The organism is Streptomyces sp. B21-083 (assembly GCF_036898825.1).
GTDB lineage: Bacteria > Actinomycetota > Actinomycetes > Streptomycetales > Streptomycetaceae > Streptomyces.
On the sequence record NZ_JARUND010000001.1, the window covers coordinates 3,216,006 to 3,238,891 of the forward strand.

22 protein-coding genes and 1 riboswitch are annotated in these 22,886 nt (G+C 68.9%); of the genes, 13 read left to right on the forward strand and 9 right to left on the reverse strand.

Annotated features, from left to right (window positions below; genetic code table 11):
- Positions 1–118: 118 nt before the first annotated feature.
- Together QA861_RS14300 and QA861_RS14305 are read right to left on the reverse strand one after the other, a co-directional pair.
- Positions 119–1,186, reverse strand: a complete 1,068-nt coding sequence (locus QA861_RS14300) for a family 2 encapsulin nanocompartment cargo protein polyprenyl transferase (RefSeq protein ID WP_334590552.1) — start codon at positions 1,184–1,186, stop codon at positions 119–121.
- Positions 1,187–1,356: 170 nt separating this feature from the next.
- Complete coding sequence (locus tag QA861_RS14305; RefSeq protein WP_334588710.1) at positions 1,357–2,763, reverse strand: family 2B encapsulin nanocompartment shell protein; 1,407 nt, start codon at positions 2,761–2,763, stop codon at positions 1,357–1,359.
- Positions 2,764–3,034: 271 nt separating this feature from the next.
- Between QA861_RS14305 and QA861_RS14310 the strand changes: the two genes are divergently transcribed.
- The 3 genes from QA861_RS14310 (at position 3,035) to QA861_RS14320 (ending at position 5,025) form a co-directional block, all read left to right on the forward strand.
- Positions 3,035–3,268, forward strand: a complete 234-nt coding sequence (locus QA861_RS14310; RefSeq protein ID WP_319092045.1) for a hypothetical protein — start codon at positions 3,035–3,037, stop codon at positions 3,266–3,268.
- Positions 3,269–3,471: 203 nt separating this feature from the next.
- Positions 3,472–4,062 (forward strand): N-acetylmuramoyl-L-alanine amidase, encoded by a 591-nt coding sequence (locus QA861_RS14315; protein ID WP_334588711.1) that lies wholly within the window; start codon positions 3,472–3,474, stop codon positions 4,060–4,062.
- A 93-nt stretch (positions 4,063–4,155) separates the two neighbouring features.
- Complete coding sequence (locus tag QA861_RS14320) at positions 4,156–5,025, forward strand: 1-aminocyclopropane-1-carboxylate deaminase/D-cysteine desulfhydrase (RefSeq protein WP_334588712.1); 870 nt, start codon at positions 4,156–4,158, stop codon at positions 5,023–5,025.
- A 34-nt stretch (positions 5,026–5,059) separates the two neighbouring features.
- Here QA861_RS14320 and QA861_RS14325 read toward each other — a convergent pair whose 3' ends face one another.
- Positions 5,060–6,655 (reverse strand): Na+/H+ antiporter, encoded by a 1,596-nt coding sequence (locus tag QA861_RS14325; RefSeq protein WP_334588713.1) that lies wholly within the window; start codon positions 6,653–6,655, stop codon positions 5,060–5,062.
- Between the two features lie 124 nt (positions 6,656–6,779).
- Here QA861_RS14325 and QA861_RS14330 point away from each other — a divergent pair, with 124 nt between their 5' ends.
- The 3 genes from QA861_RS14330 to QA861_RS14340 all read left to right on the forward strand — a co-directional run bounded on the left by QA861_RS14330 (position 6,780) and on the right by QA861_RS14340 (position 8,914).
- On the forward strand, positions 6,780–7,040 hold the full coding sequence (locus QA861_RS14330) for a UBP-type zinc finger domain-containing protein (RefSeq protein WP_006380972.1): 261 nt from the start codon (positions 6,780–6,782) through the stop codon (positions 7,038–7,040).
- Between the two features lie 336 nt (positions 7,041–7,376).
- A complete protein-coding gene (locus tag QA861_RS14335) occupies positions 7,377–7,790 on the forward strand; it encodes an ATP-binding protein (RefSeq protein ID WP_006380964.1) in 414 nt (137 codons plus the stop codon).
- The gene (locus QA861_RS14340) at positions 7,787–8,914 is read left to right on the forward strand and encodes an RNA polymerase sigma factor SigF (RefSeq protein WP_334588714.1); all 1,128 of its coding nucleotides are present in this window, start codon (positions 7,787–7,789) and stop codon (positions 8,912–8,914) included. Before QA861_RS14335 ends, QA861_RS14340 begins: the two co-directional genes overlap by 4 nt.
- A gap of 12 nt (positions 8,915–8,926) precedes the next feature.
- On the opposite strand, the gene QA861_RS14345 is transcribed toward QA861_RS14340, so the two are convergent.
- Positions 8,927–9,367 (reverse strand): hypothetical protein, encoded by a 441-nt coding sequence (locus QA861_RS14345; RefSeq protein WP_334588715.1) that lies wholly within the window; start codon positions 9,365–9,367, stop codon positions 8,927–8,929.
- A gap of 140 nt (positions 9,368–9,507) precedes the next feature.
- Here QA861_RS14345 and QA861_RS14350 point away from each other — a divergent pair, with 140 nt between their 5' ends.
- The gene (locus tag QA861_RS14350; RefSeq protein WP_334588716.1) at positions 9,508–10,476 is read left to right on the forward strand and encodes a diacylglycerol/lipid kinase family protein; all 969 of its coding nucleotides are present in this window, start codon (positions 9,508–9,510) and stop codon (positions 10,474–10,476) included.
- Between the two features lie 317 nt (positions 10,477–10,793).
- Entirely contained in the window at positions 10,794–11,051 is a 258-nt protein-coding gene (locus QA861_RS14355; RefSeq protein ID WP_006380970.1) for a WhiB family transcriptional regulator, read from the forward strand.
- Between the two features lie 182 nt (positions 11,052–11,233).
- Here QA861_RS14355 and QA861_RS14360 read toward each other — a convergent pair whose 3' ends face one another.
- Complete coding sequence (locus QA861_RS14360; protein WP_319092052.1) at positions 11,234–12,709, reverse strand: sensor histidine kinase; 1,476 nt, start codon at positions 12,707–12,709, stop codon at positions 11,234–11,236.
- 599 nt (positions 12,710–13,308) lie between these two features.
- On the opposite strand from QA861_RS14360, the gene nagB reads away from it, so the two are divergent.
- Entirely contained in the window at positions 13,309–14,094 is a 786-nt protein-coding gene (gene nagB, locus QA861_RS14365; RefSeq protein ID WP_334588717.1) for a glucosamine-6-phosphate deaminase, read from the forward strand.
- Positions 14,095–14,149: 55 nt separating this feature from the next.
- Positions 14,150–14,563, forward strand: a complete 414-nt coding sequence (locus QA861_RS14370; RefSeq protein WP_334588718.1) for a VOC family protein — start codon at positions 14,150–14,152, stop codon at positions 14,561–14,563.
- An 89-nt stretch (positions 14,564–14,652) separates the two neighbouring features.
- Here the strand turns inward: QA861_RS14370 and QA861_RS14375 are convergent, their stop codons facing one another.
- The 4 genes from QA861_RS14375 to QA861_RS14390 form a co-directional block, all read right to left on the reverse strand.
- On the reverse strand, positions 14,653–16,152 hold the full coding sequence (locus tag QA861_RS14375; RefSeq protein WP_334588719.1) for a glycoside hydrolase family 3 protein: 1,500 nt from the start codon (positions 16,150–16,152) through the stop codon (positions 14,653–14,655).
- A gap of 9 nt (positions 16,153–16,161) precedes the next feature.
- Positions 16,162–17,004: a carbohydrate ABC transporter permease gene (locus QA861_RS14380; protein WP_334588720.1), complete on the reverse strand. Its 843-nt coding sequence runs from the start codon at positions 17,002–17,004 to the stop codon at positions 16,162–16,164.
- The gene (locus QA861_RS14385) at positions 17,001–17,999 is read right to left on the reverse strand and encodes a carbohydrate ABC transporter permease (protein ID WP_334588721.1); all 999 of its coding nucleotides are present in this window, start codon (positions 17,997–17,999) and stop codon (positions 17,001–17,003) included. The genes QA861_RS14380 and QA861_RS14385 overlap by 4 nt, the downstream gene beginning before the upstream one ends.
- 110 nt (positions 18,000–18,109) lie before the next feature.
- The gene (locus QA861_RS14390; protein ID WP_334588722.1) at positions 18,110–19,393 is read right to left on the reverse strand and encodes an extracellular solute-binding protein; all 1,284 of its coding nucleotides are present in this window, start codon (positions 19,391–19,393) and stop codon (positions 18,110–18,112) included.
- A 400-nt stretch (positions 19,394–19,793) separates the two neighbouring features.
- Between QA861_RS14390 and QA861_RS14395 the strand changes: the two genes are divergently transcribed.
- The 3 genes from QA861_RS14395 (at position 19,794) to mctP (ending at position 22,598) form a co-directional block, all read left to right on the forward strand.
- Positions 19,794–20,558: a GntR family transcriptional regulator gene (locus QA861_RS14395; protein ID WP_044472682.1), complete on the forward strand. Its 765-nt coding sequence runs from the start codon at positions 19,794–19,796 to the stop codon at positions 20,556–20,558.
- Between the two features lie 154 nt (positions 20,559–20,712).
- Positions 20,713–20,991 (forward strand): DUF3311 domain-containing protein, encoded by a 279-nt coding sequence (locus QA861_RS14400; protein WP_334588723.1) that lies wholly within the window; start codon positions 20,713–20,715, stop codon positions 20,989–20,991.
- Positions 20,988–22,598, forward strand: a complete 1,611-nt coding sequence (mctP, locus tag QA861_RS14405; RefSeq protein ID WP_334588725.1) for a monocarboxylate uptake permease MctP — start codon at positions 20,988–20,990, stop codon at positions 22,596–22,598. The genes QA861_RS14400 and mctP overlap by 4 nt, the downstream gene beginning before the upstream one ends.
- Before the next feature lie 138 nt (positions 22,599–22,736).
- Positions 22,737–22,860, forward strand: a riboswitch (cobalamin riboswitch).
- Positions 22,861–22,886: the final 26 nt, after the last annotated feature.

The window sequence follows — 22,886 nt, forward strand, 5'->3', positions numbered from 1 at the left end:
GATGTGACGGGCCCCGCACACCGTGGGGATGTGCGGGTCCCGCCGCCGGAGCGCCGCCTCGGGGCGCACGGAGTCAGGGCCGTGCGCCCCGCCGCGGATGGCGGGTGGCTCCGGGGCCTCAGGTGGTGCGGCGGGTCACGAACTCGGCCAACGACAGGAGACCGCCGGCCGCCTCCGGGTCGGGGACCGCGCGGGACAGCTCGTGTATCGCGCGGGCCATCCGGTCGGCCGCCTGGAGCTGCGCCCAGTCCCGGCCGCCCGCCCGCTCGACGGCGAGCACCGTCCGCTCCAGTGCCCCTTCCACCCCCTCGTCGTACGGAACCGCGTACAACTCGGCCAGTTCCGTGGCCGCCGGTGTGCCGGAGGCCAGTGCGGCCACCACGGGCAGCGACTTCTTGCGGGCGACCAGATCCGCCCCGGCCGGCTTGCCGGTGCGGCTCGGGTCCCCCCATATCCCGATCACGTCGTCGATGAGCTGAAAGGCGAGCCCGGCCTCCCGGCCGAACGCGTCCATCGCCTCGACGTCCCCGGCCGATCCGCCCGCGTAGAGCGCCCCGAGGGCGCAGGCGCAGCCGAGCAGTGCGCCCGTCTTGGCCTCGGCCATGACGAGGCACTCGTCGAGGGTGACCTCGCCAGGGCCCCGTTTCTCCATGGCCGTGTCCGCGTGCTGCCCCTCGCACAGCTCGACGACGCAGGACGCGAGCCGGGCGGCGGCGGTGGCGGACGCCGGGTGCGGGTCCTCGGCGAGCAGCCGCATCGCCAGGGCGTGCAGGGCGTCCCCCGTGAGGATCGCGTCGGCGTCACCGAACACGGTCCACGCGGTGGGCCGGTGTCTGCGGGTGGTGTCCCGGTCCATGACGTCGTCGTGCAGCAGGGTGAAGTTGTGGACCAGTTCCACCGCGGCGGCCGCCCGTACCGCAGTTTCCCGGCGGCCGCCGAGTGCCGCGGCCGCGGTCAGCACGAGCGCGGGGCGGATCGCCTTGCCCGCGTTGCCCGCCGCCGGACTACCGTCCGCGTGCTCCCACCCGAAGTGGTAGCGCGCGACGCGGCGCATGGCCCCGGGAAGCGATTCGATCGCCCGGCGCAGCTCGGGATCGACCACGGCCCGGGCCTGCTCCAGGATGAGATCGGCGTCCTGCCCGTCCGCCCCGGCGAGCGGACCGCGTTCCTCGCCCTTCCCCCGCACCTGTACGGGGAGGTCCTCCTGCCCCGCGTCGTGCCTTGCGCCCACGGCCGGCCGCTCCCGTCCCCCGGACTCCGGGTATCTCTCCGAACGCCTTCGAGTCGGACCGCCGATGGAGTTCCGCCTCTCCGGGTCCAGAGTCCCGACGGTCTCGGCCGGGCCGTGGGGCGGGGTCATCGCCAGCGGCCGATCTCGACGTTCTCCAGCACGCCGAGGGCGTCCGGCACCAGGACGGCCGCCGAGTAGTAGGCCGTCACCAGGTAGTTGATGACCGCCTGTTCGTTGATGCCCATGAACCGCACGGACAGGCTGGGCTCGATCTCGTCGGGGATTCCGGCCTGCTGGAGCCCGATGACCCCCTGTTCGGCCTCGCCGGTACGCATGGCGATGATCGAGGTCGTACGGGCCTCGGTGACCGGGATCTTGTTGCACGGGTAGATCGGCACCCCACGCCAGGTGGGGATGCGGTTGCCGCTCATGTCGATCGTCTCGGGGACGAGGCCGCGCTTGTTCAGCTCACGGCCGATCGCGGAGATCGCCCGCGGATGCGCCAGCAGGAACTTGGTCCCGCGCCGCCTGCTGAGCAGTTCGTCCAGGTCGTCGGGGCTGGGTACACCGTCGTGCGGCTGGAGCCGCTGGTCGTACTCGCAGTTGCTGAGCAGTCCGAACTCCCGGTTGTTGACGAGTTCGTGCTCCTGGCGCTCCTTCAGGGCCTCGACCGTGAGCCGGAGCTGCTGCTCGGTCTGGTTCATCGGCTGGTTGTAGAGGTCGGCGACGCGCGAGTGGATGCGCAGTACGGTCTGGGCGATGCTCAGTTCGTACTCGCGGGGGCTGGCCTCGTAGTCGACGAACGTGCGCGGGATGTCCGCCTCGCCGCGGTGACCGGCCGCGAGGTCGATCTCCCGCTCACCGTATTTGTTGGCGTTCTGCTCCGGGATCGATCGCAGCTCCTGAAGGTGCCCGCTCAGCGAGTCGGCGCGCTCGGCGACCTGCTCGAAGTGCTGACGGGTGAGTGTCAGCACGGTGACCGCGGTGACCGCGCGGGCCGTGTACTCCCAGAGGGCGTCGGGGTCGAGCAGCGCCTGGTCCCCGAAGTACGCCCCGTCGGCCAGCATGCCGAGCTCGGTGTCGTCGCCGTACGGACCCGTGCCGATCTTCTCGACCTTGCCGTGCACCAGCAGGAACACCTCGTCGTTCGGGCTGCCGAACGAGGCGATCTCCGAACCGGGGGTGAACTCCCGCTGCTGGCAGCGCCGGGCGAGCTCCGAGAGCACTTCCTCGTCCTCGTAGGACCGCAGGGCCGGCAACTCGGACAGTTCGGCGGGGACCACTTCCACGCGGTCACCCGTCTTCACGAACGTCAGACGGCCGTCTCCCACGGAGTAGGTGAGCCGCCGGTTCACACGGTATGTACCACCCTGCACGTTCACCCAGGGGAGCATGCGCAGCAGCCAGCGCGAGCTGATCTCCTGCATCTGGGGTACGGACTTGGTGGTGGTGGCCAGATTCCGCGCGGCCGTTGTGCCGAGACTCTGCTGCGGCTTGTCCTGCTCCGTGCGGATCTCTTCGCCTACCGACATAAAGAACTGCCTCCCCACTAACGCGTAATGCGCCGCCACGTCGCCCCCTCTCGGGTGTGCTCCGCGTCGGACGCCTGCGCGCACCAGCCTTCCGTACCGAACGGGGCAGTGCTATTACACGAATGAGCGGGAATGGATCATCTCCGAAGTGGGCACAAAGAGGTTCTTCGCCCCCTCGTTCGACCCGGCGAACGAGAATTACCTCGTACGGGGAACTTCAAGATCGGGCGGGCCGTTTGAGCATTCGACGGACGACGAACAGGAGAGACCGATGGCAGGCTTCCTGGACCGCGCCAAGGAACAGGCACAGCGCGGCCTGACGCAGGGCAAGCAGAAGCTCGACGAGGTACAGGCCCAGCGGGCCGGCGCCGACCTGCTCAAGAAAGTGGGCGCGGCGTACTACGCGGAGCGGCGCGGCAGCGGCTCCCCCGACGCGACACAGCGGGCCCTGCAAGCTCTGGAGAGCCACATCGCGGTGAACGGGGACGCGTTTCTGCGCCAGTGACGGCCGGTGACTCCGTATCGGCGTCACCGACCGGACAGCGGGACAGCGGGACAGCGGGATGACGGGAAAGGCCGGGACAGCCGGATCGGCCGGATCGGCTCGCACGCCGTGCGAACAATTCGACCTCGACCGTCGGATTCCGGTACAAGCTGCGGTACGAGGCGGTCACGACCGGTGGCCGTCGCGCAGCGAAGGAGACGGTCATGGCCCCACCCATGTCCGCCGGCGACTTTCTGGACCGGCTCAGGGAAGAAGGCGTCGACGTCGTCGAAGTGGGCGACTGGGTCCACCACAACCGCAACCACAAAGGTCCCTGGGGCCCGGTCCACGGCGTGATGATCCATCACACGGCGACCCGGGGCAGCGAGTACACGGTGGAACTCTGCCGCGAGGGTTACGCCGAGCTGCCGGGCCCCCTGTGCCACGGCGTCATCACCAAGGACGGGCGCGTCCATCTGGTCGGTTACGGCAGGGCCAACCACGCGGGCCTGGGTGACGACGACGTGCTGCGGGCGGTGATCGCGGAGAAGGCGCTGCCGCCGGACAACGAGGCCAACACGGACGGGAACCGTCACTTCTACGGCTTCGAGTGCGAGAACCTCGGCGACGGCGAGGATCCCTGGCCGCCGGCCCAGCTCGACGCCGTCGAGAAGGTCGCCGCCGCACTGTGCCGTCACCACGGCTGGACGGAACGGTCGGTCATCGGCCACCTCGAATGGCAGCCCGGCAAGGTCGATCCCCGGGGCTTCGGCATGCAGTGGCTGAGGGAACGGGTGCGGGACCGTCTGAAGTAGGAGTTTCCTCGCCCCCGCCGGCCCTGAACGGGCCTTGTCCTCGCACTCCCCCAGAAGGGAAACCCCCAACGGGCTGGTAGGGACAATGGTCCCGTGTCTCTGCCCAGTCCCCTCCAGGAACTCGCGGACCGCCGGTTCTCCCGCCACGGTCTGCGTCTGCTGCTCAAGCGCGACGACCTCATCCACCCGGACCTGATCGGCAACAAGTGGCGCAAGCTGGTCCCCAACCTGGAAGCCGCCGCCGGACGCCCGATCCTCACCTTCGGCGGCGCCTACTCCAACCATCTGCGCGCCACAGCCACCGCCGGCCGCATCCTGGGCCTGCCCACGGTCGGTGTGGTCCGAGGTCAGGAACTCGCCGACCGCCCCCTCAACCCCTCACTGGCGCACTGCGTGGCCGACGGCATGCGGCTGCACTTCGTCGACAGATCGACCTACCGGCACAAGGCCGACCCTGACACCCTCGCCACCATCCGCCGGGCGGCCGGGGCCGAGGACACGCACGTCGTGCCGGAAGGCGGCAGCAACCCGCTCGCCGTACGCGGCTGCCGCGCCCTCGGTGAGGAGCTGCGCGGCCACGCCGATGTCGTCGCGATCGCCTGCGGCACCGGGGGCACCCTCGCCGGCCTCGCCGCGGGCCTCGCTCCCGAGCAGCGCGCCCTCGGCGTCCCGGTCCTCAGAGGGGGCTTCCTGGACGCGGAGATACGTGCCCTTCAGGACCTCGCCTTCGACGGGCCCCGCGGCTCGTGGACCCTCGACCACCGCTTCCATTTCGGCGGCTACGCCCGTACGCCCCCCGAACTGCACGCCTTCGCCGACGACTTCGAGGCCCGTCACGGCGTCCCCGTGGAACGTCTCTATGTCGCCAAGATGCTGTACGGACTTGTCGCCCTCGCACAGGAGGGCGCGTTCGCGAACGGGACCACCATCGCGGCGGTGATCACGGGGCGCCCGTTCCCCTGAACCACCGGGCCGCGAGCCGGGCGCGGCACCCGTCCTACTCCGCCTCCCGGAACGCCGCCGCCTCCTCCAGGTCCAGCCGTCGCAGCAGGGTCCGCAGCATCTCGTCGTCTATGTAGCGCCCGTCCCGCAGCCGCACGAACACCTCCCGCTCCGCGCTGATCATCTCGCGGGACAGCCGCCGGTAGGTGTCGTCCACCGTCTCGCCGGTCACGGGGTTGACCGAGCCCAGCCGCTCCCAGACGGCGTTCTGGCGGCGTTCCAGCACCATGCGCAGCCGGTCGGCCAGCGGAGGGGGCAGCGCGTTGCGTTCGTCCTCCAGCAGGCCTTCCAGGCGCCCCTGTGCGGCCCTGGACGCCTGCGCCTGGGCGTTGGCCTCCGCGAGCGTCTCGGCCTGTGTGTCACGCCCGGGCACCTTCAGCAGCCGGATCAGCGGGGGCAGCGTCAGCCCCTGGACGACCAGCGTGCCGATGACTGTCGTGAAGGTCAGGAAGAGGATCAGGTTCCGTTCCGGGAACGCCTCGCCGCCCTCCATGGTGAGCGGGATCGAGAAGGCGATGGCCAGCGAGACGACCCCCCTCATCCCGGCCCAGGAGATGACGAACGCGCCCTTCCAGGTCGGATTCGGCTCCCGTTCCCGGATCCGCGCCGACAGCAGCCGGGGCACGAACGTCCCGGGATAGACCCAGGCGAACCGGGTGACGACGACCGCGAGGAAGACGGCGATCGCGTACCAGGCGGCATCGACACCCTCGTACGCCCCGAGCCCCTTCATGACGACGGGCAGTTGCAGCCCGATCAGGGCGAAGACAGCCGATTCGAGAACGAAGGCAACCATTTTCCAGACCGCCTCCTCCTGGAGGCGGGTCGCGAAATCGACCTCCCACGCGCGATGTCCCAGATAGAGCGCGACGACGACCACGGCGAGGACCCCGGACGCGTGCACCTCCTCGGCGACCGCGTACGCGGCGAACGGGATCAGCAGGGACATCGTGTTCTGCAGCAGGGCTTCTTTCAGGCACCTGCGCAGCCAGTGGATCGGCACCATCAGGAGCAGTCCGATGCCGACGCCGCCGACAGCCGCGAGCAGGAACTCGCCGATCCCGCCCGCCCAGGTCGCGCCCTCCCCCACAGCCGCCGCGAGGGCGACGCGGTAGGCGGTGATCGCGGTGGCGTCGTTCACCAGGGACTCGCCCTGGAGGATGGTGGTGACCCGCGACGGCAGCCCGACCCGGCGGGCGATCGCCGTGGCCGCCACGGCGTCCGGGGGCGCCACGACCGCGCCGAGCACCAGCGCGGCGGTGAGGGGCAGACCGGGCACGATCAGATAGGCCGCCCAGCCGACGGCGAGCGTCGCGAAGAGCACGTACCCCACGGACAGCAGTGCCACGGGCCGCAGTTGCGCGCGCAGATCGAGGTACGAGCTGTCGACGGCCGCCGTGTACAGCAGCGGGGGCAGCATCAGCGGCAGGACGACATGCGGGTCGAGCGCGTAGTCGGGCACCCCGGGGACGTACGCGAACAGCAGTCCGGCCGCGACCAGCAGCAGCGGGGGCGGGACGGGGGTGCGGCGGGCCGCGGCGGCAATGGCGGCGCTCCCCGCGACCAGCAGGAGCAGTGGCATCACATGCATCGGTTTCGGCCCACTCTCGTTCCGCTCACTCTTGTTCCGCCCACTCTTGTTCCGCGCCCACTTTGTTTTTCGTGTGCTCCGGCTTCCGCGCGGCTTTCCGCACAGCCGTCGTAACCTGGCAATCATGAAACAGTGCACGCATGCCGACGCGCTGCCCCTCCCGGAACCAGAGCCCAAGAGCGAGACCTGTCCGGAGTGCCTGGCGTCCGGCACCCACCCGGTGCAGTTGCGCCTGTGCCTGGAATGCGGCCATGTCGGCTGCTGCGACTCCTCGCCGAACCGCCACGCGACAGAACACCACAAGGAGACCGGGCACCCGGTGATGCGGACCTTCGAACCCGGCGAGAGCTGGCGCTGGTGCTTCGTCGACCACGTCCTCGTATGAAGGCGCGGAAGCCCCGAATCGCCGCACACCCGGCCCCGCACCCGTGTGAGCAGGGGCATTGGTGACCGAGGGCGTCCTCGTGTGACCCTGGATCCGGACGGTTCGACCGTCTGACGCCTGGGTACGTCAACCCGGCGCGCGCTCTTCCCAATTGGGCTCGCCAGACCCCTAGCCACTGTGCGTATCCATAGGTTTACTATGAGTGACAGCAAGGGGCTGGGGTCCCGGGACAGGAAAGTCCCGAGCGCGGTAGCGTCACCGCTGAACCACGTATCGCGTTATCCCGGGGGGCGACCCTCGGCCCCCGAAAGAGCTTGTACCACCTTGGAGGTGAGGGTGTCCCAGTTCGCAGGCGAGCCCGCGACCCAGGACTTCGTGGAAGTCCGGCTGCCGGCCGCGGGTGCCTACCTGTCGGTGCTGCGTACGGCTACGGCCGGCCTCGCGGCCCGTTTGGACTTCACCCTCGACGAGATCGAGGACCTGCGCATCGCGGTGGACGAAGCCTGCGCGATCCTGCTTCAGCAGGCCGTGCCCGGCTCCGTACTCAGCTGTGTGTTCCGACTGATCGACGACTCCCTGGAGGTCACGGTCTCGGCCCCGACCACGGATGGTCACGCCCCCGCGCGCGACACCTTCGCCTGGACCGTCCTGTCGGCCCTCGCGGGCCAGGTCGACTCGACCGTCGCCGAGGACAAGACCGTGTCGATCAGTCTCCACAAGAAGCGCGGCGCGGGACCCGGGCCGGCGTGAGGAACGGGGACGGGCCGGTGCGGGACGAAGAGCGCGGCACACGGGAGCTGCCCGGGGCGGGCAGCGGCGGCCCGGACGGGCCGCGGGGCACGGCGGACGCCATTTCCGGTATCGCCGGTATCTCCGGCATCCCCGAGCAGGCCCGGCCGCACCCGGAGGACAACCCCCCGGAGGCCGGCTTCATGGACGACGGGCAGCTGGATCGGGAAGGTGCCGTGCAGAGTGCGCCCCTGGAAGGGCCGAGTGAGGTCTCCCCTGTCCCCGCCGAGGCGGGGGCTCAGGGAAGGGCGACAGGCGGGACGATGAGCGAGCACGAACGAGACGACGCGCCAAGCGCACAGCCGACGGTGCAGGCCACCCAGCACTCCCCGACGGACCGCAGCGGAGCGCGCGCCCTGTTCTACGAGCTGCGCGCGCTGGAGAACGGCAGTGCCGAGTACGCGGAGCTTCGCAACCGGCTGGTGCGTATGCATCTCCCGCTCGTCGAGCACCTCGCGCGCCGCTTCCGCAACCGCGGTGAGCCGTTGGACGACCTGACCCAGGTCGCGACCATCGGTCTGATCAAGTCGGTCGACCGCTTCGACCCGGACCGCGGCGTCGAGTTCTCGACGTACGCGACCCCTACGGTCGTCGGCGAGATCAAGCGGCACTTCCGTGACAAGGGCTGGGCGGTCCGCGTTCCGCGCAGGCTGCAGGAGCTGCGTCTCTCGCTCACCACGGCGACGGCGGAGCTTTCGCAGCTGCACGGCCGCTCCCCCACGGTCCATGAGCTGGCCGAGAAGCTGGGCATCTCGGAGGAGGAGGTCCTGGAGGGCCTGGAGTCGGCCAACGCCTACTCCACGCTGTCCCTGGACGTCCCCGACACGGACGACGAGTCCCCCGCGGTCGCGGACACCCTGGGTTCGTACGACGAGGCCCTGGAGGGCGTCGAGTACCGCGAGTCGCTCAAGCCGCTTCTTGAGGATCTCCCGCCCCGGGAGAAGCGGATCCTGCTGCTGCGCTTCTTCGGCAACATGACGCAGTCGCAGATCGCGCAGGAGGTCGGCATCTCCCAGATGCACGTCTCCCGGCTGCTGGCGCGGACGCTCGCCCAGTTGCGGGAGCGGCTGCTGGTGGAGGAGTAGCCCCCCTCGGAATCACTCCGACGCGTTGCCGGGCCCCCGGATCCCGAGGGCCCGGGTCGTCTTCTGGTTCACCAGCAGCACCAGCGCGGTGACCGCCACCGCACCCAGCGCGATCCCGCCCGGAATGGCCATGCTGTCGGCCTGGAGCAGGTTGAAGGCGACGGGCAGCGCCATGATCTGCGTGATGACGGCGGGCCCCCTGCTCCAGCTTCGCCGCCCCAGCAGCCCGCGCGCGGCGAGCAGCGGCAGCAGCGCGAGCACGATCAGCGTGACACCACCGGTGACGGCCTGTTGCCGGTCGTCCGGATCGCCCGTCAGCCCCAGTACGAGGATGAAGGCCCCGCCGGTCACCAGGGCGAGCCCCTCCAGCGCGGCGAGCACGGCCGCAGCGGTCAGCCGCAGGGGCCGCGGCTCTTCGGTGGTTTCCGGGGTGGGGGTCTGCTCAGCGCTCACCACCAAAGGGTAGCCGCGGGCTCCACGGCGCTCGGCCGGGCCCTGAAGGGGCGCTGGGAGCGCCCGGCTCACGTCCGCTTTTCTTACTGAGCCCTAACCTGCCCTGGGCCGAGTACCACCCAGTAGGTACCCTGCTTCGCATGCGTGCACTTCTCGTGGTCAATCCGGCGGCTACCACCACAAGCGCACGTACGCGCGATGTGCTGACCCATGCTCTCGCGAGCGAGATGAAACTCGAGGCGGTCACCACCGAGTACCGGGGCCACGCGCGTGACCTCGGCCGGCAGGCGGCGGAGAGCAAGGACATCGAGCTGGTCGTCGCTCTCGGTGGCGACGGGACGGTCAACGAGGTCGTGAACGGCCTGCTGCACAACGGGCCCGACCCGGACCGGCTGCCCCGCCTCGCGGTGGTCCCCGGCGGCTCCACGAACGTCTTCGCCCGCGCCCTCGGTCTGCCCAACGACGCCGTTGAGGCCACCGGCGTCCTGCTGGACGCCCTGCGCGAGGACCGGGAACGCACAGTGGGCCTCGGTGTGGCGAAGGGCACCCCGGGGACCGAGGACGAGTCGGTTCCGGAGCGCTGGTTCACGTTCTGTGCGGGGCTGGGATTCGACGCCGGCGTGATCGGGCGCGTGGAGCAACAGCGGGAACGCGGCCGTAAATCCACACATTCCCTTTACCTGCGGCAAGTTGTGCGGCAATTCCTGGGCGAGGCCAATCGCCGGCACGGCACGATCACGCTGGAACAGCCGGGCGCCGACCCGATGACGGATCTGGTGCTGTCCATAGTCTGCAACACGTCCCCTTGGACGTATCTGGGTAATCGTCCGGTGTACGCCTCACCTAAGGCCTCGTTCGATACCGGGCTCGACGTACTCGGTCTCAGTCGTATGTCGACGGGTGCGGTTGCCCGGTATGGCATGCAGTTGCTCACTTCGTCCCCCGAACGGGGACCCCATGGCAGGCACGTCAAGGCCCTGCATGACCTGACGGACTTCACCTTGCATTCGAAGGTCCCTCTGCCCCTCCAGATGGACGGCGACCACCTGGGACTGCGAACGAGCGTGACGTTCACAGGCGTACGCCGTGCACTGCGTGTGATTGTGTGAGCGGAACGGGCTAAAGTCCTTCCACTCGAACGTTTAGACCAGGGTCCACCCCATGGAAGTACGGCTGTGACCGAGCCGACACCGAGGAATCAAAAAAAACTTTCCGGTAGGGGTTGTATCCGCCGCTGAGGTTTGCGAGTCTCTAAGTGGCGATCGGGACGGCCCGCAACACCGGCCCCCACAGAGAGCCAGAACCCCTCCTCACTTCAGGACGACATCAGTCCGTCTGATGATCGGCCCTTCACTTGTTGAGGGATTCGTGAAAGCGTTCACATTCACAAGCAACGTGCATGTAATACCAAGGAGAGGTAGCAGCCATGGACTGGCGTCACAACGCCGTTTGCCGCGAGGAAGACCCGGAACTCTTCTTCCCCATCGGCAACACCGGTCCTGCGCTGCTGCAGATCGAGGAAGCCAAGGCCGTCTGCCGCCGCTGCCCCGTCATGGAGCAGTGTTTGCAGTGGGCGCTTGAGTCCGGCCAGGACTCGGGCGTCTGGGGTGGTCTCAGCGAGGACGAGCGCCGTGCCATGAAGCGTCGCGCCGCCCGCAACCGGGCCCGCCAGGCAACCGCCTGACAACCCACCCCGTAACAGCCTGAGCTTGGCGGCGCGTACAGCGAGTACGCATCTCCCGCCCCCGAGCCGCAGCGCGCAGTGCCCCCGATGCGCATAGCAACAGCGCGAACAAGCATATGAGCCCCGGACCGTTCCATGGTCCGGGGCTCATCGCTGTGTAAGGGCCGATCGCGGTGCGCGGACTACTTGTTGGCGCGCACCGGGATGTCGAGGATCACCTGCGTACCCCGCTCGGGAGCGGGCACCATGTCGAACGTGCCGCCCAACTCCCCCTCCACCAGCGTCCGTACGATCTGCAGGCCCAGGTTGCCCGAGCGGTGCGGGTCGAAGCCCTCGGGGAGACCGACGCCGTCGTCCTGCACGGTGACGAGGAGGCGGGACTCCTTGGTCGTGCCACCCCGGACCGCCGAGACCTCGACCGAGCCGGTGTCGCCCGGTCCGAAGCCGTGTTCCAGGGCGTTCTGCAGGATCTCGGTCAGCACCATGGAGAGCGGGGTGGCGACCTCGGCGTCCAGAATGCCGAAGCGGCCGGTGCGCCGGCCGGTGACCGTGCCCGGCGAGATCTCGGAGACCATGGCGAGCACGCGGTCGGCGATCTCGTCGAACTCCACCCGTTCGTCCAGGTTCTGGGAGAGCGTCTCGTGCACGATCGCGATGGACCCGACCCGCCGTACGGCCTCTTCCAGGGCCTCGCGCCCACGCTCCGACTCGATACGCCGGGCCTGAAGGCGCAACAGGGCGGCCACCGTCTGGAGGTTGTTCTTGACCCGGTGGTGGATCTCCCGGATGGTCGCGTCCTTGGTGATCAACTCGCGTTCACGGCGGCGCAGTTCGGTGACGTCGCGGAGCAGGACGAGTGAACCGATGCGCGTGCCCTTGGGTTTGAGGGGGATGGCGCGGAACTGGATGACCCCGTCGACGGACTCGATCTCGAACTCGCGCGGCGCCCAGCCGCTGGCGACCTTGGAGAGCGCCTCGTCCACCGGCCCCCGGGACGGGGCGAGTTCGGCCGTGGTGACGCCCAGGTGCTGGCCGACGAGGTCGGAGGCGAGACCGAGCCGGTGGTACGCGGACAGCGCGTTGGGCGAGGCGTACTGGACGATGCCGTCGGCGTCGAGCCGGATCAGTCCGTCGCCGACCCGCGGCGAGGCGTCCATGTCGACCACCTGGTTGGAGAAGGGGAACGATCCGGCGGCGATCATCTGGGCGAGGTCGGAGGCGCTCTGGAGATACGTCAGTTCCAGGCGGCTCGGGGTCCGGACGGTGAGGAGGTTGGTGTTGCGCGCGATGACCCCGAGGACGCGTCCTTCCCTGCGGACGGGGATCGACTCGACACGGACAGGGACCTCTTCGCGCCATTCCGGGTCGCCCTCGCGCACGATCCGGCCCTCGTCCAGAGCCGCGTCCAGCAGGGGGCGGCGGCCACGGGGGACGAGATGGCCGACCATGTCGTCCTGGTACGAGGTCGGACCGGTGTTCGGCCGCATCTGGGCGACCGAGACATAGCGGGTGCCGTCGCGGGTGGGAACCCACAGGACGAGGTCGGCGAAGGAGAGGTCGGAGAGCAGTTGCCACTCCGACACCAGCAGGTGCAGCCACTCCAGGTCGGAGTCGCTGAGCGCGGTGTGCTGGCGTACGAGTTCGTTCATGGAGGGCACGTGTGCGAGCGTACCCGCCGGTCCGGACCTGGCCGGAAACCGTGGCTGGGGGCGGGGCTCGAAGTGGCCCGGAAGCACCCGCGGGCCGCGGCGCCTGAGAGGGACCCTCAGCCCTCCCGGCACCGCAGCCCGGAGCAGCAACGGCCGTGGGGTGTGCGGTCCCGGTCGGCCGATGGATGAGGAGCCGGCGCAGTCAGGGCAGAGAGCCCCGGTTCCTCGATCCGTCTTCCTGTGCGGGGAAGACGGAGGCTCTGGTCGTGCGTACAGCTGATCGATCGTACGCTTCTCTACGCATTGTGGACTAGACCACAAACCGTGTCCATGCGTTGGAGATTGTTTGTCGCTGTGGGTTCGCGAGTAGTTCGGATGCCTCAAGGTCGCCCGTTGGAACTACTCGGACGTCCCAGCATCCACCATGCAGCCTAGCCTTGTTGGTTCATGTGCGGGGCCGGATCGCCAGGGCAATTTCCGCGAGCACCGTGGCGGCGAGGTTCACCGGCCGGGAACCTGGGCCGGGAAACCCCGTTCTGTTAGATTGGTCTAAACCACATCGTTCCCCCGTACGTCTCTTGAGCGCTTCTCCAGATCGGCAGGCCAGCGTGGAAGTTGTCATCGTTCCGGACGCCAAGGCGGGTGGCGAGCTCATCGCCGGGGCCATCGCACAGCTGCTCCGGCACAAGGCGACCGCGCTGCTCGGCGTGGCCACCGGCTCGACCCCGCTGCCCGTCTACCAGGCACTTTCGGCCCGGGCGGCCTCCGGTGCCGTGGAGATGTCCCGAGCGCGCATAGCCCAGCTCGACGAGTACGTGGGGCTGCCGGCCGACCATCCGGAGTCGTACCGTTCGGTGCTGCGGCGCGAGGTGCTGGAGCCGCTCGGGATCGGGATGGACGCGTTCATCGGGCCCGACGGGACCGCCGAGGACGTACGGGGGGCGTGCGAGGCGTACGACAGGGCGCTGGCGGAGGCCGGCGGGGTCGACCTCCAGTTGCTGGGGATCGGGACCGACGGACACATCGGGTTCAACGAGCCGTGCTCCTCGCTCGCCTCGCGGACCCGGATCAAGACGTTGACCGAGCAGACCCGGATCGACAACGCGCGGTTCTTCGACGGCGACATCGGCCAGGTCCCGCAGCACGTCATCACGCAGGGCATCGGCACGATCCTGGAGGCGCGGCACCTGGTGCTGCTCGCGACGGGCGAGGGCAAGGCGGACGCGGTGGCGGCGACGGTGGAGGGGCCCGTGGCCGCGGTGTGTCCGGCGTCGGCGCTCCAGTTGCACCCGCATGCGACGGTGGTGGTCGACGAGGCAGCCGCTTCCAAGCTGAAGCTGGCCGACTACTTCCGGCACACCTTCGTCAACAAGCCCGACTGGCAAGGTATCTAGGTCTTCAAGGTCTCCGACGCGGCAGAACCAGGCCGACCGGGCTAGAAAGATCTGTATGGAACTCACCCAGATACGCCTGTTGGTGTCCGACTTCCCCGCTGTCTACCGCTTCTACCGGGACGTGCTCGGGCTCAAGCCGCAGTTCGAGGCCGAGAGCGGTCCGTACGCCAAGCTCAGCCCCGACACCGGGCACGCCGCGATCGCACTCCAGGACCGGGCGCAGATGGCCGGCGTCCTGGAACGGCTGGGCACGGAGCCGGACGGACACCGCGTGCTATTGGTGCTGCGAGTGGACGACCTGGACGCCGCCCACGCCGAGCTCACCGCACGGGGCGCGGAATTCCTCCGGGGTCCGGGTCCGATGGGCGACCGGATGCGGGTCGCCCACCTGGCGGACCCGGAAGGGAACCTGATCGAGCTGCAGGAGTGGCTGGCACTGAGAGAACAGGTCGGTACCGCGTCGATGTAGGGCCGTAGTGGCGGGCCCGGCTGCGGATGCCTGACGACGAAGGCGCCGGTCCCCTCCACAGGGGACCGGCGCCTTCGTCGTCGTACGGCTCATTCCCCCGCGATGATCTCCGCCGCCGCGCGTCCGCAGACTCTGGCCGCGCCGTGGGTCGCCAGATGGGCGGCGCCTCGGCGGGGGGACTGGGGGACGCCCATCTCGACGACGATCGTGTCGGGGCGGGCGGTGAGGAGGGTGTCAAGGGCCGCCGACATCCACGGGTGGCGGTGTTCGTCACGGACCACGGCGACGATGCGGCTCGGGCCCGCCTCGGTGAGGGCCGCCCGGGCCGCCCCCTCGCCGGTGAAGGTGCCGGTGCGGGTGCCGGGCAGGAGGCGTACCAGTTCGGCCGCCACACCCCAGGGTGTCTCGTTGCCGACGGCGAAGTTCGCCACCGGGGTGAAGGCGGCCACGTACGGGGGTTCCCGGAGGGGTTCGAGGGGGGCGGAGCCCGCCGGGTACGTCGTCTCCACGGCGCGACGGGCGGCCTGGAGGCCGATGTCCGTGGGCTCCGTGGGCTCCGTGGCAGAGGGCTCTCGCGGTGCCGTCGTCCAGCGAGCCAGGGTCCTGACGCGTTCCGCCGCGTCCGCCAGACGGTCCTCCGGGAGGTCACCGGCGCGTACGGCCTTGATCAGGGCGTCGCGCAGACGGCGTACCGTCTCGTCGTCCGAGAGGCCGCCGCCCACGCAGATGGCGTCGGCGCCGGCGGCGATGGCGAGGACGCTGCCTCGTTCGATGCCGTACGTGCCCGCGATGGCCTGCATCTCCATGCCGTCGGTGACGATCAGGCCGGTGTAGCCGAGTTCACCCCGGAGGAGGTCGGTGAGGACGGGACGGGAGAGGGTGGCCGGGCGGTCGGGGTCCAGCGACGGGATCAGGATGTGGGCGCTCATCACCGCCCTGGTGCCGGCGGCGATCGCCGCGCGGAACGGGGACAGCTCGCGGTCGAGGACCACCGAGCGGCTCGCGTCGATGCGAGGCAGGGCGTGGTGGGAGTCGACCGACGTGTCGCCGTGACCCGGGAAGTGCTTCGTGCAGGCGGCGACGCCCGCGGCCTGGAGACCGGTGACGTAGGCCGCGGTGTGGCGGGCGACCAGCTCCGGGTCGGCGCCGAAGGAGCGGACGCCGATGACGGGGTTGGCGGGGTTGGAGTTGACGTCCGCCGACGGGGCCCAGTTGAGGTTGACCCCGCAGGCGCGGAGACGGTGGCCGAGTTCGTGGGCCACCGCACGCGTCAGCTCGACGTCGTCGACGGCGCCCAGGGCGTGGTTGCCGGGGAAGGAGGAGCCGGTGCGGACCTCCAGCCGGGTGACGTCGCCGCCCTCCTCGTCGATCGCGACCAGGACGTCGTCGCGCTCGGCGCGCAACTGGGCAGTGAGGGCGGCCAGTTGCTCCGGGGAGGTGATGTTGCGGCCGAACAGGCCCACGGAGGCGAGGCCTTCGCCGAGGCGGCGCAGCAGCCAGTCGGGGGCGGTGGTGCCGGTGAAGCCGGGCTGGAGGACGGTGAGCGCGTCGCGGGTCAGCGTGTCGGGGCGGCGGGCGAGTGTCGTCATCGGGTGGGGTTATCCCTTCACGGCGCCCGCGGTCAGGCCCGCGGCCATCTTGCGCTGGACGAGGAGGAAGAGGACGACGATCGGCACGGCCATCATCGTGGAGCCGGCCATCATCGGGGCGTACTCGGTGCCGTGCTTGGTGGTGAAGTTGCCGAGCCAGACGGTGGCGGTCTGGTTCTTCTGGCTCATCAGCATCAGGGCGTACAGGTACTCGTTCCAGGCCTGGATGAAGCCGTAGACCGAGGTGGCGACCAGGCCGGGGGCGAGGAGGGGGAAGACCACGCGGAGGAATGCGGTGGTGCGGGAGCAGCCGTCGACCATCGCGGCCTCCTCCAGTTCCTTCGGGATGTTGACGATGAAGCCGCGCAGGGTCCACACCGTGAACGGAAGGATGAAGGTGAGGTAGGTGATGATCAGGCCGGACAGCCGGTCGTACTGGTCGAGGTCGTTGAGAAGCAGGAACACGGGGATGATCATCGCGACCAGGGGGACCATCTGCACGGCCAGAATGCCGACGATGACGATCTTCCGGCCGCGGAAGGCGAAGCGGGAGATGGCGAGGGCCGCCAGCATGCCCACCACGATGCCGATCACGACCACCGTCAGGGACACGATCAGGCTGCGGCCGACCGGGCCCCAGAAGTCGGCGATGTTCAGCGCGCGGCGGAAGTTGGCGAGGGTGAAGCCCGTCGGGAACAGGCTCGGATCGGGGTCGATCGCGTCCTTCGCCGGTTTGAACGCCGTGTTCAGCATCCAGTAGACGGGGAAGCCGGCCGTCAGGAAGACGAACAGGCCCAGCAGGTTCCAGCCGAGTTTGGACTTCCGGGGACCGGAGACAGTGGCAGTGCTCATTCGACCTCTCCGATCTTCAGCATCTGGCGCATGTAGACAGCGACGACACCGAGCAGCAGCACCACGGTGAGCAGGGCGATCGCGGAGCCCTGGGCGTAGTCGTTGACGGCGAAGGCGCGGTCGTAGGAGTAGGTGGTCAGGAGCTGGAACTCGGCCTCCGGGTGACCGCCCCGCATGACGAACACCTGGGGGAACACGCCCATGTCCCAGATGACCGACAGGGTCGTGAGCATCACGATGATCGGCTTGAGGATGGGGAGGGTGACGTAACGGAAGACGCCCCAGGCGCCCGCGCCGTCCAGCCGGGCCGCCTCCTCCAGTTCCTTCGGGACCTGGGTCAGCCCCGCGCCGAGCGTGATGACCACGAACGGCACCGCGCCCCAGACGACGAGCAGCATGATCACGGCCAGACCCTGCGGTCCGCTCGCGAACCAGTTGTGGCCGATCAGCTCGACGCCCGGCAGCTTGCTCAGCAGGGCGTTGACGATCCCGTAGTCGGAGTCGAACAGCCACTTGAAGACGGTGGTCGCCACGATGATCGGCATGCCCCAACTGGCCACCAGGACGATGTTGATGAGTGTCTTCATCCAGCCGCTGACCCGCTGGAGCAGCAGTGCGATCAGCATGCCGCCGACCATCGTGAGGACCACGGAGCCGCCGGCGAAGACGATGGTGCGGACGACTACGTCCCAGAACTCGCTGTCGCCGAGCACCGCGCTGAAGTTGTCGAAGCCCACCGACTCGGCCGGCTGGAAGCCCCACAGCTGGGACTGCCCGAACTTCTGGAAGGACAGGGTGACCAGACGTACGAGGGGATAGCCGAGGACCAGCGCGAGGATCAGCAGACAGGGCGCCAGCAGGGCCCACGGAATCGCGGCGGTGGCCTTCGGGGTCCGCCTTCTCGGCGGGGCTTGCGGGCCGGTCGGCGGCGATGGCGGCGCGTACCGTGTCGACGGCGGCAGCTTGGCAGGTGTGGTCGTATCAGCGGCACTCATCCGCGCGCTCCTCAGCGGTCCCTCAGGTCGTACGGTCGTTGCGGTCGAACAGGTTCTTCAGGTGGCGGGCGAGCGGGGCCCTCCCCGTGACAGGGCCCCGCGTCGGGTCGCTACTTGGTGTTGATGACCTTGTCGATCGCCGCGTCCGCTTCCTTCGCGGCGGCCTCGACCGTCTCCTTGCCGGTGCCGATGTTCTGCAGCATCGTCTGGAGGATCTGGGCCTTCTCGACCTGGCCCCAGCCCGGTGCCATCGGCACGAACCAGTTGGACTCCGCCGCCGTGGCCGGGACCGCCGTCGCCGGGTCGTTCTTCAGGGTGGCGAGGTCGGTCTTGTTGTTGGGCAGGTTGCCCTTGGCCATCAGGCCCTTCTGGCCGCTCGCTCCGGTGTAGGCGTTGATCCACTCGGCGGCGACCGTCTGCGCCTTCGACTTCACCGGTACGGCGAGGTCCGAACCGCCCAGGAACACCGGCATGTTCTTGCCGGACGGGCCGGGCATCACGAAGTTCACCAGGTTGTCCTTGAGCTTGCCGGTCTTGTCGTTCTCCGGCGTCGCCGCGGTCGCGCCCTCCCAGGCCGCGGCGAAGATCATGCTCGTCCTGCCCTGGCCGTAGACGATGTAGCGGTCGGACTCGTCCTTGGTCTTGTCACCGTGCATGTACTTGTCGATGACGTGTCTGAACTCGGTGAGGCCCTTGACGGACTCCGGTGAGGAGAGAGTCGCCTTCCACTGGCCGCCCGACTCCTCGGCGATCGAGCCGCCGGCGTCGTACACGAAGGACATACCGGCGTACCAGTCGCGGGTGGGCTGGTACCAGGCGTTGTACTTGCCGCCCTCCTTCTTCTGGATCTTGTCCAGGTCGGAGGTGAGTTCGGTGTACGTCTTCGGCACCGACGTGATGCCGACCGAAGCCGCCACGTCCTTGCGCCAGTTGGCGACGCGGCCACCGGCGTAGTACGGGACGCCGTAAGTCTTGCCGTCGTAGGTGACGGAGGCCTTGAGGCCGTCCAGCCAGGCGGCCGAGTTCTCGAACTTCGCCCGGTCGAGGGGGGCGAAGGCGCCCTTGACCATGTAGCTGAGCATCTCGGTGTTGCCCATCTCGACCACGTCGGGGGCCTTGTCGGTGGCCAGGACGGCGTCGAGCTTGGCGTTCTTGTCGGGCCAGCCGTAGTACTCGTGGTTGATCTTGATGCCGGGGTGCGCCTTCGTCAGCGTGGCGTCGGCGGCCTTGACCAGCTCGGGCCAGTTGTTCTGCGCGTCCACGGTCAACCAGACGGTCAGCTCCTTGGCGTCGGCGCCGGTGTTGTCCGAGCTTCCGCCGTCACTGTTCCCGCATGCCGCGATGGAGACCATCATGCCCGCGATACCGATCGCGGCTATCAGCTTGCGCTTCACGCCAACCTCCTCAGGGAGCTGGACCAATGGTGTAGACCAGTAGGCGGAGCTTGGCTCAGACCAAACAGGGTGTCAAGGGGGCGGGAATGGCTTTGACCAGCCGTTATGCGACCTACATATGCAGGAACCTTTAAGTAAGAAAGTGGCGGAAATAGCCTGCACATCTCTCCGAATCGAGGTAGACCACTTCCAAGGAGCACGGGGACGCGAGCTTGGGCGGGACTTTCCCTGCGGTGGACTAGACCAGCGAGGGGCGTGAAGGTATACAGAGGGATCACGGAGCACGCGAAGGCCCGAGGAGACCATTCACAGGTCAATCGCGGTGCCGGGCGTGCCACGATGTGAACGTGGACCGGCGGGGCGCCGGCCGTAGCGGCGACAGAAGCCGGGAAGGCGGAGCATGAGCACCGAGGTGAGCAGTGCGGAGAACGAGGGTGGGCCCACCGTCCGTACCGCGCGCGTGCCCAAGTACTACCGTCTGAAGAAGCATCTGCTCGACATGACGGAGACCCAGGCGCCCGGCACCCCGGTCCCGCCCGAGCGCACGCTGGCGGCGGAGTTCGACACCTCCCGCACGACCGTCCGCCAGGCCCTCCAGGAACTGGTCGTCGAGGGCCGGCTCGAACGGATCCAGGGCAAGGGCACCTTCGTCGCCAAGCCGAAGGTCTCCCAGACGCTGCAACTCACCTCGTACACCGAGGACATGCGCGCCCAGGGCCTCGAACCCACCTCGCAGCTACTCGACATCGGCTACATCACCGCCGACGACACCCTGGCCGAACTGCTCGACATCACGGCGGGCGGGCGCGTCCTGCGCATCGAGCGGCTGCGGATGGCGAACGGCGAGCCGATGGCCATAGAGACCACCCACCTCTCCGCGAAGCGCTTCCCCGCCCTGCGCAGGTCACTCGTCAAGTACACGTCCCTCTACACGGCCCTCGCCGAGGTGTACGACGTCCATCTCGCGGAGGCCGAGGAGACCATCGAGACCTCCCTGGCCACCCCGCGCGAGGCCGGTCTGCTCGGCACCGACGTGGGCCTGCCGATGCTGATGCTGTCCCGGCACTCGCTCGACAGGACCGGGCAGCCGGTGGAGTGGGTGCGGTCCGTCTACCGGGGTGACCGGTACAAGTTCGTGGCACGACTCAAGCGGCCCGTCGAGTAGGGCCTGTCAAGTAGGGCCTGCCGACGACAGAACACTCTCCCGCCCGACCTCCCGGCACGGTTCCATAAAGCGAAGCCGTCCCGTAGATTTCCTGCGCGTTGCACAAGTGATCACCAGTATTCGCAGGCAGTCAGTGAGGGGACGGAGCTGTGACATGTCAGAAGCGCCAGAAGTGAGACAACCGGTGGCGGAACCACCGGTGGTGACTCCGATGCGCGTCGTCATCGGGCTCTGCCTCTTCGCACCCTTCGTCGCGATGCTGTGGGTGGGCTCGTACGCGAAGGTCGATCCGACGTTCATCGGCATCCCGTTCTTCTACTGGTACCAGATGCTGTGGGTGCTCGTGTCCACCGCGCTGACGATGACCGCCTACCAGCTCTGGCGGCGTGACCAGCGCGCCCGTGCCTCCGCGAAGGGTGGTGCGGACGCGTGAACGACGGCGTGAACGGCGTGGCTCTCACCGTTTTCATCATCTTCTTCCTGGCCGTCACGGTCGTCGGCTTCATGGCCGCGCGCTGGCGCAAGGCCGAGAACGAGCACAGCCTCGACGAATGGGGCCTGGGCGGACGGTCGTTCGGCACCTGGGTCACCTGGTTCCTGCTCGGCGGCGACCTCTACACCGCGTACACCTTCGTAGCCGTACCGGCGGCGATCTACGCGGCGGGCGCGGCCGGCTTCTTCGCGGTGCCCTACACGATCCTGGTGTACCCGCTGATCTTCACGTTCCTGCCCCGCCTGTGGTCGGTCTCCCACAAGCACGGCTACGTGACGACCTCGGACTTCGTGCGCGGCCGCTTCGGCTCGAAGGGCCTCTCGCTGGCGGTGGCGGTCACCGGCATCCTCGCGACCATGCCGTACATCGCGCTCCAACTGGTCGGCATCCAGGCGGTCCTCGACGTCATGGGCGTCGGCGGCGGCGAGAACACCAACTGGTTCGTGAAGGACCTCCCGCTGCTGATCGCGTTCGGCGTGCTGGCGGCCTACACATACTCCTCCGGCCTCAGGGCCCCCGCTCTGATCGCGTTCGTGAAGGACACGCTGATCTACATCGTCATCGCGGTGGCGATCATCTACATCCCGATCAAACTGGGCGGGTTCGACGAGGTCTTCGGCGCGGCGAGCGAGAAGTACACCGCCGCCAAGGCGGGCGCACTGGTCCCGGCCGAGGCCGGCCAGTGGACCTACGCGACGCTGGCGCTGGGTTCCGCGCTCGCGCTGTTCATGTACCCGCACTCGATCACGGCGACGCTCTCCTCCAGGAGCCGTGAGGTGATCCGCCGCAACACGACGATCCTGCCGCTGTACTCCCTGATGCTCGGGCTGCTCGCCCTGCTGGGCTTCATGGCGATCGCGGCCGGAGTCAAGGTCACCAACCCCCAGTTGGCGATCCCGCAGCTCTTCGAGGACATGTTCCCGTCCTGGTTCGCCGGTGTGGCCTTCGCGGCGATCGGCATCGGGGCGCTCGTCCCGGCGGCCATCATGTCCATCGCGGCGGCGAACCTCTTCACCCGCAACATCTACAAGGACTTCATCAAGCCCGACGCGACACCGGCGCAGGAGACCAAGGTCTCCAAGCTGGTCTCGCTCCTGGTGAAGGTGGGCGCGCTGGCCTTCGTCCTGACGATGGACAAGACGGTCGCCATCAACTTCCAGCTCCTGGGCGGCATCTGGATCCTGCAGACCTTCCCGGCCCTCGTCGGCGGCCTGTTCACCCGCTGGTTCCACCGCTGGGCCCTGCTGGCCGGCTGGGCGGTCGGCATGCTGTACGGCACGCTGGCGGCCTACGGGGTCGCGTCTCCGACGCAGAAGCACTTCGGCGGCAGCTCGAAGGAGATCCCCGGGATCGGTGAGATCGGTTACATCGGCCTGACGGCGTTCGTCCTGAACGTCGCCGTCACGGTGGTCCTCACCTTCGTGCTGAAGGCGCTGAAGGCCCCGGACGGCGTGGACGAGACGAAGCCGTCCGACTACACGGCGGACGCGGGAGATCCGGGCGTGGCGGTGGAACTGCCGCCTGCGACGGCGGGCTCCGCCCACTGAGGGCTCCGCCGGGTCCGCGGTTCTTCGTCCGCGGGCCCGGTGGGGGCTTGTCGCGCCGTTCCCCGCGCCCCTGAGGGGCGCTCAACTCCCGCCATGACACAACATGTGGGGGTGTCTTCAGGGCCCGGCACAAGATGTATGCTCATGCTCGCTGTCGCCGCAGGGGAATCCGGTGCGAATCCGGAACTGTCCCGCAACGGTGTACTCGTGCATGTTTGTGCGCGTGGCCAGTCCGAGGACCTGCCGACGGTGTGCCCGGCCGACCGGTCCGGGCGCCTGACGTCCGGG

Coding starts and splice junctions, on each gene's coding strand:
- QA861_RS14355 (WP_006380970.1), top strand. CDS start 10,794: ATGGACTGGCGTCACAACGCCGTTTGCCGCGAGGAAGACCCGGAACTC.
- QA861_RS14400 (WP_334588723.1), top strand. CDS start 20,713: ATGTCAGAAGCGCCAGAAGTGAGACAACCGGTGGCGGAACCACCGGTG.
- QA861_RS14315 (WP_334588711.1), top strand. CDS start 3,472: ATGGCCCCACCCATGTCCGCCGGCGACTTTCTGGACCGGCTCAGGGAA.
- QA861_RS14325 (WP_334588713.1), bottom strand. CDS start 6,655: ATGCATGTGATGCCACTGCTCCTGCTGGTCGCGGGGAGCGCCGCCATT.
- QA861_RS14380 (WP_334588720.1), bottom strand. CDS start 17,004: ATGAGCACTGCCACTGTCTCCGGTCCCCGGAAGTCCAAACTCGGCTGG.
- QA861_RS14385 (WP_334588721.1), bottom strand. CDS start 17,999: ATGAGTGCCGCTGATACGACCACACCTGCCAAGCTGCCGCCGTCGACA.
- QA861_RS14375 (WP_334588719.1), bottom strand. CDS start 16,152: ATGACGACACTCGCCCGCCGCCCCGACACGCTGACCCGCGACGCGCTC.
- QA861_RS14370 (WP_334588718.1), top strand. CDS start 14,150: ATGGAACTCACCCAGATACGCCTGTTGGTGTCCGACTTCCCCGCTGTC.
- QA861_RS14305 (WP_334588710.1), bottom strand. CDS start 2,763: ATGTCGGTAGGCGAAGAGATCCGCACGGAGCAGGACAAGCCGCAGCAG.
- QA861_RS14310 (WP_319092045.1), top strand. CDS start 3,035: ATGGCAGGCTTCCTGGACCGCGCCAAGGAACAGGCACAGCGCGGCCTG.
- QA861_RS14350 (WP_334588716.1), top strand. CDS start 9,508: ATGCGTGCACTTCTCGTGGTCAATCCGGCGGCTACCACCACAAGCGCA.
- QA861_RS14330 (WP_006380972.1), top strand. CDS start 6,780: ATGAAACAGTGCACGCATGCCGACGCGCTGCCCCTCCCGGAACCAGAG.
- QA861_RS14395 (WP_044472682.1), top strand. CDS start 19,794: ATGAGCACCGAGGTGAGCAGTGCGGAGAACGAGGGTGGGCCCACCGTC.